This is a genomic window from Methylobacterium sp. GC_Met_2, assembly GCF_026540795.1.
Classification (GTDB): domain Bacteria; phylum Pseudomonadota; class Alphaproteobacteria; order Rhizobiales; family Beijerinckiaceae; genus Methylobacterium.
This window is the reverse complement of record NZ_JALNUM010000074.1, coordinates 23,735-33,130: the sequence shown is the minus strand read 5'-3', so window position 1 is coordinate 33,130 and position 9,396 is coordinate 23,735. Positions and strand designations below refer to the sequence as shown.

Annotated in this window: 8 protein-coding genes; 6 read left to right on the top strand and 2 right to left on the bottom strand. The window is 68.3% G+C overall.

Annotated features, from left to right (window positions below; translation table 11 throughout):
• Positions 1 to 19: 19 nt before the first annotated feature.
• Positions 20 to 1,276 (bottom strand): urea ABC transporter substrate-binding protein, encoded by a 1,257-nt coding sequence (urtA, locus tag OXS49_RS21950; RefSeq protein ID WP_244008227.1) that lies wholly within the window; start codon positions 1,274 to 1,276, stop codon positions 20 to 22.
• Positions 1,277 to 1,505: 229 nt separating this feature from the next.
• On the opposite strand from urtA, the gene OXS49_RS21945 reads away from it, so the two are divergent.
• The 4 genes from OXS49_RS21945 to OXS49_RS21930 all read left to right on the top strand — a co-directional run bounded on the left by OXS49_RS21945 (position 1,506) and on the right by OXS49_RS21930 (position 6,517).
• On the top strand, positions 1,506 to 4,865 hold the full coding sequence (locus tag OXS49_RS21945; protein WP_267426690.1) for an ATP-binding protein: 3,360 nt from the start codon (positions 1,506 to 1,508) through the stop codon (positions 4,863 to 4,865).
• Positions 4,858 to 5,772: a DNA-binding response regulator gene (locus tag OXS49_RS21940; RefSeq protein ID WP_267426689.1), complete on the top strand. Its 915-nt coding sequence runs from the start codon at positions 4,858 to 4,860 to the stop codon at positions 5,770 to 5,772. The genes OXS49_RS21945 and OXS49_RS21940 overlap by 8 nt, the downstream gene beginning before the upstream one ends.
• A gap of 114 nt (positions 5,773 to 5,886) precedes the next feature.
• Positions 5,887 to 6,096 carry a hypothetical protein gene (locus OXS49_RS21935; protein WP_244008256.1) on the top strand — a complete coding sequence of 70 codons (210 nt, stop codon included), beginning with the start codon at positions 5,887 to 5,889 and terminating at the stop codon, positions 6,094 to 6,096.
• Between the two features lie 31 nt (positions 6,097 to 6,127).
• Positions 6,128 to 6,517, top strand: coding sequence for a catalase (locus tag OXS49_RS21930; RefSeq protein WP_244008224.1), 390 nt, complete (start codon positions 6,128 to 6,130; stop codon positions 6,515 to 6,517).
• Between the two features lie 369 nt (positions 6,518 to 6,886).
• Here OXS49_RS21930 and OXS49_RS21925 read toward each other — a convergent pair whose 3' ends face one another.
• The gene (locus OXS49_RS21925; protein ID WP_267426688.1) at positions 6,887 to 7,324 is read right to left on the bottom strand and encodes a DUF488 domain-containing protein; all 438 of its coding nucleotides are present in this window, start codon (positions 7,322 to 7,324) and stop codon (positions 6,887 to 6,889) included.
• 202 nt (positions 7,325 to 7,526) lie between these two features.
• Here OXS49_RS21925 and OXS49_RS21920 point away from each other — a divergent pair, with 202 nt between their 5' ends.
• Together OXS49_RS21920 and OXS49_RS21915 are read left to right on the top strand one after the other, a co-directional pair.
• A complete protein-coding gene (locus OXS49_RS21920) occupies positions 7,527 to 8,411 on the top strand; it encodes a GH25 family lysozyme (RefSeq protein ID WP_267426687.1) in 885 nt (294 codons plus the stop codon).
• Positions 8,412 to 8,544: 133 nt separating this feature from the next.
• A complete protein-coding gene (locus tag OXS49_RS21915) occupies positions 8,545 to 9,303 on the top strand; it encodes a Crp/Fnr family transcriptional regulator (protein ID WP_244008221.1) in 759 nt (252 codons plus the stop codon).
• Positions 9,304 to 9,396: the final 93 nt, after the last annotated feature.

Here is a 9,396-nt window from a genome sequence, read left to right as displayed (position 1 = left end):
GGGAGGGGAGAGTTGGAGACTACTGGTACCCCTTCGGGAACGGATCCGGCTTGATCAGCTCCGGGCTCGTATAGACGATCTCGAACTGGCCATCCGGCTTGGCCTTGCCGACGCGGGTCTTCGACCAGAGGTGGTGGTTCTCGTCGATCCGGACGTAGCCTTCCGGCGCACCCTTGAACTCGATGCCGGGCGAGGCCGCCACCACCTTGTCGACATCGAACGAGCCGGCCTTCTCGCAGGCCATCTTCCACAGGTACGGCCCGAGATAGGCGGCCTGGGTGACGTCACCGATCACGGTCTTCTCGCCCCACATCTTCTTGAAAGCGGTGACGAAGGCCTTGTTGTTCTCGTTCTCGATCGACTGAAAGTACTTCATGCACGCATAGGCGCCGGCGATGTTCTCGCCGCCGATGCCGTCGATCTCGTCCTCGGTGACCGAGATCGTCATCAGCACCTGCTTCGACAGGTCGATGCCCGCCGCCTTGAGCTGCTTGTAGAACGCCACGTTCGAGCCGCCGACCACGTCGGCGAAGATCACCTTCGGCTTGGTCAGCTTGATCTTGTTGATCACCGAGTTGAACTGGGTGTGGCCGAGCGGGAAGTACTCCTCGCCGACGACCTTGCCCTTGAGCACGTTCTCGACGTGCTTGCGGGCGATCTTGTTGGAGGTGCGCGGCCAGATGTAGTCCGAGCCGATGAAGTAGAAGCTGTCGCCGCCCTTCTCCTTGTGCACCCAGTCGAGGCCGGCGAGGATCTGCTGCGTCGCCTCCTGGCCGGTGTAGAAGACGTTCTTCGACTGCTCCAGGCCCTCGTAGAAGGTCGGGTAGTAGAGCAAGCCGTTGTACTGCTCGAAGACCGGCAGCACCGCCTTGCGCGAGGCCGAGGTCCAGCAGCCCATAACGGCGGCGCAATGGTCATTGACGAGGAGCTTCTTGGCCTTCTCGGCGAAGGTCGGCCAGTCGGAGGCGCCGTCCTCCTGGATGATCTTGATCTTGCGGCCGAGCACGCCGCCGGCCTCGTTGATCTGGGCGATCGCGAGTTTCTCCGCTTCCTGCGCCCCCGTCTCCGAGATCGCCATGGTGCCGGTGATCGAGTGCAGGATGCCAACCGTCACCTCGGTGTCGGTCACGGCGAGGCCGGTGGTGTTGACCGTCGCGGTCGGCGTCGCGGCCCAGGCCGCGCGCGGCATCAGCGCCAGCGCCGGTGCGCCGGCCAGCCCCATGAGCAGCCTGCGCCGCAGCGGGGAACGCAAGCCGTGATCGGTGTCGTCTGCCATCTGCCTGACCCTGTGGGCGTCCGGGTCTTGAGAGGCGGCCCGGATCGACGAGCGCAGGCTAGGGCGGCTGTTGCGGTGCGGCCTATACGCGATTTTGCGTATGGCGATACTCTTGCATGCGCTGCACCATCGCGGCGGAACAGTGTGAGGTCATGCCGGTCTTGGGCGCGAGCAACATAAGTGCCGCGCGAATACGGGGGTGTTCGTGCGCGCGCGGGCTCGCGGTGTCATGACCGCTGTGCAGCGCATCATCCCGATCCGCCGGGATTACAACCGCTTCGTCGCCGACGAGACCCTGGAAGATTATGCGCTGCGCTTCACCGCCAAGAAGGCGCGGCGCTGGACCGGGTTCGAGGTGGCGCAGACGGCGCTGGGCTCGGTCTCTTTCCTGGCGCTGGAGGCGATCGGCGGCACGCTCGCCCTGACCGCGGGCTTCCCCAATACGCTCGCGGCGGTGCTGCTCGTCGGTTTGATCATCTTTGCTACGGCTGTGCCCATTACGGTCTACGCCGCACGCTACGGCGTCGACATGGATCTGCTGACCCGCGGCGCCGGGTTCGGCTATCTCGGCTCGACCGTCACGTCGCTGATCTACGCGAGCTTCACGTTCCTGTTTTTCGCCATCGAGGCGGCGATCATGGCGCTGGCGATGCAGCTCTGCTTCGGGCTGCCCCTCGGTGTCGGCTACCTGCTCTGCGCGGGCGCCGTGATTCCCCTGGTGGTCTACGGGATCCGCCTGATCAGCCGGTTCCAGATCTGGTCGCAGCCGCTCTGGATCGCCCTCAGCCTGCTGCCGCTCGTCTTCGTAGCCGCCCAGGGGGCGGAGCCGCTGCGCGCCTTGGTGCGCTTCCCGGGCCTCGACGGCGATGTCGGCTTCGATCTCGCCCGGTTCGGGCTCGCCACCGGCGTCCTGCTGGCACTCCTCGCGCAGGTCGGCGAGCAGGTCGACTTTTTGCGATTTGTCCCCGAACCGAAGGATCCGCGCGATCGTCGCTGGTGGCTCGCGGTGCTCTCCGGCGGCGCCGGCTGGATCCTGCCGGGCATGCTCAAGATCCTGCTGGGCGCCGCGCTGGCGGTGCTCGCACTCGGTCACGGCGTGCCGCCCGAGCACGCCGCCGAGCCGACCCGCATGTACGCGATCGCCTTCGGTTATCTGACCGGGGAGGGGAGCCGGGCGGCGCTGCTGCTGACCGGACTGTTCGTGCTGGTCTCGCAGCTCAAAATCAACCTGACCAACGCCTATGCCGGCTCGATCGCGTGGTCCAACTTCTTCTCGCGGCTGACCCACAGCCATCCGGGGCGGGTGGTGTGGCTGGTCTTCAACGTCGCCATCGCGCTGCTGCTGATGGAGCTCGGGATCGACAAGACGATCGAGAGCACGCTGCCGCTCTATGCCGCGGTGGTCTCGGCCTGGGTCGGGGCGCTCGCCGCCGACCTCGCGGTGAACAAGCCGCTGGGCCTCTCGCCGCCCGGCATCGAGTTCAAGCGGGCGCATCTCTATGCGGTGAACCCCGTGGGCACCGGCGCCATGGTGCTGGCGCTCGCCCTGGGCGGGCTCGCCTATACCGGGCTTCTCGGCCACCTGCTCCAGCCCTTCGCACCGCTGCTCACGCTCGCGACCGCCTTCGCCGCCGCCCCGGCGATCGCCTGGGCCACGGCGGGGCGCTGGTATCTCGCCCGCACGCCGCAGACCGATTGGCCTTCGTCGGAGGTGGTCTGCCGCGTCTGCGAATTGCCCTTCGAGGGCGAGGACATGGCCCATTGCCCGGCCTATGACGCGCCGATCTGCTCCCTGTGCTGCTCGCTCGACGCCCGCTGCGGTGACCTGTGCAAGCCGCACGGCCGGCTGGAGGTGCAGGCGCAGGCAGCCGTCGCCCGGATCCTGCCCGGCCGTACCGCCGCCTGGATCGGCGCGCCGCTCGGCCGCTACCTCGCGGTGATGCTGACGCTGTGCGCGGTGATCGGCCTGATCCTCGGCATCGTCCATGCCAGCGCGACGATCGCGCATCCGGAGCACCGCGCGTTCCTGCGCGACGCGCTGACCAGCGTGTTCTTCACCCTGGTGGTGATCCTCGGCGTGGTGGCGTGGCTGTTCGTGCTCGCGCAGGAGAGCCGTGGCGTCGCGCAGGCCGAGACCATGCGCCAGACCGCCCTCTACGAGGCCGAGATCGCTGCCCACAAGGTCACGGACGCCAAGCTGCAGGAGGCCAAGGAGCGGGCGGAAGCCGCCAACCAGGCCAAGAGCCGCTACGTAATCGGGATCAGCCACGAGCTGCGCACGCCGCTCTCCACCGTGCTGGGCTATGCCCAGCTCCTCGAATCCGATCCCGCGATTCCGGCCCACCGGCTCAATGCGATCCGGGTGATCCGGCGCAGCGGCCAGCACCTGTCCGGCCTGATCGACGGTCTCCTCGACATCTCCCGCATGGAGGCCGGGCGTCTCCAGATCCACCGCGACGAGGTCCGGCTCGCCGACTTCCTCGATCAGCTCGTCGACATGGTCCGCCTCCAGGCCCGGGAGGCCGGGCTGGAGTTCCGGTTCGCACGGCCCGAGATCCTGCCGGCCGTCGTCGCCACGGACGAGAAGCGCCTGCGGCAGGTGCTGCTCAACCTCCTGTCGAACGCCATCAAGTTCACGGAGGCCGGCACGGTCTCGCTGGACCTGAGCTATCGCAGCCAGATCGCCGTGTTCACGATCCGCGATACCGGCCCCGGCATCCCTGAGGCGGATCTGGCGCGGATCTTCGAGCCCTTCGAGCGCGGCTCGACGCCCGCCGCCCGCAGTACGCCGGGGACGGGTTTGGGGCTGACCATCGCCAATCTGCTGGCGCAGCTGCTGGGCGGCGAGATCACCATCGCGGCGGCGCCCGGCGGCGGCACGCAGGCGCGGCTGCGGCTGATGCTGGCTTCGGTGGCCGAGCCCATGCCGGTCGTCCTGCCAGCCCCCGCCGAACCGCCGGAACGGGCCTATGCGGGCGCCCGCCGCACCGTCCTCGTGGCCGACGACGACAGTGCGCACCGCGCCCTGATGCGGGCGATCCTGGAACCGCACGGGATCGCCGTGCTGGAGGCCGGCTCAGGGACCGAATGCCTGGCGGCGGTCGCGGCCGGCGGGATCGACCTGATCCTCCTCGACATCGCCATGCCGGGGATGAGCGGCTGGGCGGTCGCCGCGGCCCTGCGGGCCGCAGGCCATGCCGGCCCGATCGCCATGATGTCGGCCAACGTCCACGAGATCAGCCCCGTACGCGGCGACGACGCACCCCACGACGCGATCTTCGCCAAGCCCTTCGACCTGCGCGACGTGATGGAGCGCGTCGGCAAGCTGTTGCGGCTGGAATGGACCGGCGCGGCCGCCCTTCCGCGCGAGCCCGTCGTGACCCTGGAGGCACCCGGGCCGGAGCAGATCGGCGAATTGCTGCGCCTCGGGCGGATCGGTCACATCCGGGCTATCGAGGCAACGCTCAGCCGGATGGAGGCGGAGGCATCGGCGCCCCCGGCCTTCGTGGCGCAGATGCGCGGGCTGGTGGAGGGCTACGACCTGCGCCGCTACCTGTCGGTGCTGCAGGGGCTCGCCCGCAATGGCTGAGACACCGAGCCGGCCAAATCGGGACATCGTCCTGGTGGTCGACGATTCCCCGGACACGTTGAGCTTCCTCACCGAGGCGATCGAACGGTCGGGTGCCACCGTGCTGGTGGCGGTGGGCGGTGACCTCGCCCTGGCGCTGGTGGACGAGATCACCCCCGACGTGATCCTGCTCGACGCCGTGATGCCGGGGCTGGACGGGTTCGAGACCTGCCGCCGGCTCAAGGCCAAGCCGCAGCTCGCGGGCGTGCCGGTGATCTTCATGACGGGTTTGAGCGAGACCGAGCACATCGTGCAGGGCTTGAGCGCGGGCGGGATCGACTACGTCACCAAGCCCATCGCTCCGGACGAGATCCTGGCCCGAATCCGCGTGCATCTGGCGAGCGCCCGCGCCGCGCAGAGCGCTCGGGCGGCCCTCGACACCGCGGGTCGGACCCTGTTCGCCGTCGCGGAGGACGGGACCGTGCTGTGGTCGACGCCGCAGGCCGGGCGGCTGCTCGCCGGTCTCGTCGCCGATCCCTCGGGTGTCTTCGTCCTGCCCTTGCGGTCCCGCGACTGGCTGCGGGGCTGCCTCGCCGGGGCGGCCGCGCCCTTGACGCTGACCGATCGCGACGGGGCGGCCATCGCCCTGAGCTTCATCGGCCGCACGTCGGACGAGGTCCTGCTCCGGCTGTCGCGGGAGGAGCCCGCTCTGGGGGTCGAACGGCTTCGGGCGCGCCTGCCGATCACCGGCCGGGAGGCGGAGGTGCTGCTCTGGCTCGCGCGCGGCAAATCGAGCCGCGATATCGGCGAGATCCTGGGGTTGAGCCACCGGACCGTCACCAAGCATCTCGAAGGCATTTACGCCAAGCTCGGCGTGGAGAACCGGACCGCGGCCTCGATCATCGCGGCCCGCCATCTTCAGGATTGAGTGGCACCGTGATCCCCATCTTGTCCACAGGCGTCGCGCCCCGGCGAAACGCCTTGGTAAGCGCGGGCGCGCCAGGGTTCCTGCTCAGATCGACCAGCCGAGCCGGATGCGATGATGACCTGCCAGCAACTCGCCGAGGAACTGAAGCGGATCGCCACAACGCAGGTCAGCGACATCACCCGTGCGGTCAAGGAAGGCCAGAAGTCGATCGCGCTGAACGAGGTGCGCGACATGGCCCGCCGCCTCGAACTCCTGGCCGAGGCCTTCGATCCGAAACCGGCCGCTGAGGCCGCCGAGGCCGCCGAAGGCGCGCAGGCGGCCTGACGCGCAGATTCGGCCCTCACCGGGAGCCCCCATGATCCACGCTCACTTCACGATCCGTTTCGGGCAATCCTCGCTGCCGGCGTCGGCCGTGCAATGGGTCGCCGACGCGGAGGCCGCCCGGGCCGCTGCCCGCACCGTCGTGCAGGGCCTGATGCGCCAGCACGGCGGCGATTCCCGGCTGCTCGCAGCCACTATGGTGATCACTGACGCGGCCGGTTCGACGCTCTTGGAGATCCCGTTCTTCGACGCGCTGTACATGCCGGTCGAGCCGGTGGCCGATCCGGATCGACGCACGCGGCGCATCGCGCCGCCATCGCGCCTGGGCGCGGCCCTGCGCCCGCTCCGAAGGCTCGCCGGCGCGATCGGCGCACGCCTTCAGCCGCCGCACGGGCCTTCGGTGGATTCGCGCTTCTCGGCGTAAGACCGAAAAGCGGCCGAGCAACTTACTCCAGCGCGAGGACCCACTTTTAATTATCCGGGTCGGAGATCGTCGCTCGTGACGGAGCGTATCGGCCCTCTCTCGCACGGGCGACCGGTTGTCTACATCGGTCTTGGATAGGGCAGACGGGCGGCCGCGCATTTCCTTCCCCCGCAAAGGGGGGAGGTAGGGCGCGTGTCACAGCCAGACGGTGATTTGTGAATATCGTAGTCGTCATGGGCGAGGGGACTCGCGTCCGTCGATTTGGCGATGACGTACGCTAAGACTTGAAACCCGTGTCGCTTGTCGCTGGCAGAGGGGGCCAGGAGAGCGCGCCTCAAAAGCCGGATTGCCGTCCCCCGGAACAACCGTTCAGAGATCCCGCACCACAAAGCCCCGCGCAGCGAGCCGCTCCGATAGGATGCGCCGGTGGCAGACGGACGGATCGCGTTCAAAGCACAGCAGGCAGAGCGGTGCCGCCTCGGCCATCGCCGACAGCTCGTCGAGGGCCGTTTGCCCGGCGGCGGTGTCGAGCACCTCCTCACAGTAGATCCGGCGCAGCAGCGCCGCATCCCCCGCCCGGGCCGCCTGCCGGCCGGATTTCGGCGTGCCGAGGCTGCGCAGGTGGGTGTAGCCCAGGCCGGCCTCCTGCAGCGATGCCGCGAGCACGCTCTTCGAGAATCCGCGCTTGCGCGAATTCGCCACCGCTCGGACATCCGCCAGCACGCCCACCCCGGCATCGCGCAGGATGCCGCCGAGCTGCTCCGAATCCAGGCCTTCGTACCCTATGGTGAAGATTTGCTTGCTCACGGCGGTGTCACCGAACTCGCATTGCGGAACCGGCACTTAGCCGGGCGTCATCCTGTGCAACACCCCTGGATCCCCTGCGTATGTCACGGCAATGCAACGCGTCTCGGAATTCCGCCGCAATGATCGCAAAGGTCCGTTAACTGCGCTGGGGCCATCGATTACGCCTGTCTTTGGCGCTTCTTCGGTGGCGGGCTCAACACTGATGTCGCGAATTGCTCAGCTCTCGCGCGCTTCCTTCCTCGGCGACGCGCTTGGCGTGACCGAGCGCCTCAAGGCGGCCCGCCGGCTCGCCGGCCGGTTCGCCGCGGCGGCGATTCTCGCCGGCCTGGCGGCCTGCGCTTCGAACAACGACTTCTATCCAACCAAGGGCGATGCCAAGCCCCATCCCGGTGTGGCCAAGGCCAAGCTCCATCCGATCCAGGGCATCGACATCTCCAAGTGGCAGGGCAACGTCGATTGGGCGTCCGTCCGGGCCTCCGGCACCCAGTTCGCCTTCATCAAGGCGACCGAGGGCGGCGACCACATCGATGAGCGGTTCCGTACCAACTGGGACGGCGCGGCCCGGGCCGGCGTGCCGCGGGGCGCCTACCATTTCGTGTTCTGGTGCCGCTCGGCCAAGGAGCAGATGGACTGGTTCAAGCGGAACGTCCCGAACGATCCCACCGCCCTGCCGCCGGTGCTGGACGTCGAGTGGAACGGCCATTCCCAGACCTGCCCGAAGAAGCTGCCGCGGGCGCAGGCCCTGGCGATGGTCACCGAGATGCTGGAAGAGATGGAGCGCTATACCGGCAAACGCCCGATCATCTACACCGACATCACCTTCCACAAGGACGTGCTTGAAGGCGAGCTGCCCGACTACCCGCACTGGCTGCGCTCCACCGCGGCGGAGCCGGAGCAGCGGTTCGTCAACCGCAAATGGATGCTGTGGCAGTTCACCTCCACCGGCCGGGTTCCGGGCGTGCGGGGCGACGTCGACCGTAACGCCTTCTACGGCACACCCTCTGACTGGGCGTCGTTCCTGACGACCGATTGCGATCCGCGAGAGCACAAGCGCCTGTCGGAACAGGGACTTTGCACCGACAAGTAACGTCGCTGATCAATTGCCAATGTAGGTTAGTTCAGCATCGGGCAGCGAGGGCTATGCGTGGGAGCCCGGTCAAGACTGGGCGCACCTGAGAGGATTCTTTCGGGAGCGATTGATCTTAGATTGTCCCCGCCCGATGCCAATCGAAAGTGCCGGCCCCACGGGCAATCTGCTGCTGGATGCACTCTCGGACCCGGATCGGGCGCTGATCGCACCGCATCTGGAGCGAACCCCCTACGCCCGCGGTGAGACGGTCTTCGAGGCCGGTGCGGCGGTCACGCACGTCATCTTCCCCTGCCGCGATACGATCCTGGCGCTGGTCGTGACCACCCGGGACGGGCGGACCGCCGAGACCGCCATCATCGGCAATGATGGGGCCGCCGGCGCGCTCGTCGGCGGGGGGCGCGTACCGGCCTTCGCCAAGGGGATGGTGCAGATCGGCGGTTCGGTGCTGCGCCTCGAAGCCGACCGGCTGGAGGAAGCGACCGGCCGATCCGCATCGGTGCACGATCTGTTCGTGCGCTATGCCGATTGCTTCGTCGCGCAGTTGCTGCAGATTGCGGCCTGCAACGCGCTTCACCCGATCGAGCAGCGCTGCCTCCGCTGGTTTCTCACGATCCAGGACAGGATCGAGGGCGACACGCTCCCGGTCACCCACGAGCTCCTGGCCGCAATGCTCGGGGTCCAGCGCACGTATCTGACCCGCATCCTGCGGGTGCTTCAGGAGCAGGGCCTGATCCGCGTCGGGCGCGGGCGGATCACGGTCCTCGACCGGGCGGCCGTCTCGGCCAGTGCCTGCGAGTGCCATGACCGCCTGCGGATCCGCTGCGAGACGGTGCTGGGGGCGGTGTACGGCTCGGAGAGCCGCGCAGCCATCGCCGCGACGGACGGCTAGAGAGGCGGCCGATCGCGCCGCAGCACGGTCCGCGACAATCTTGTGCCGGTGGGCTCGGAAGCCGCGGAGAGCGCCCCGTTTCGTTGGGGCGCT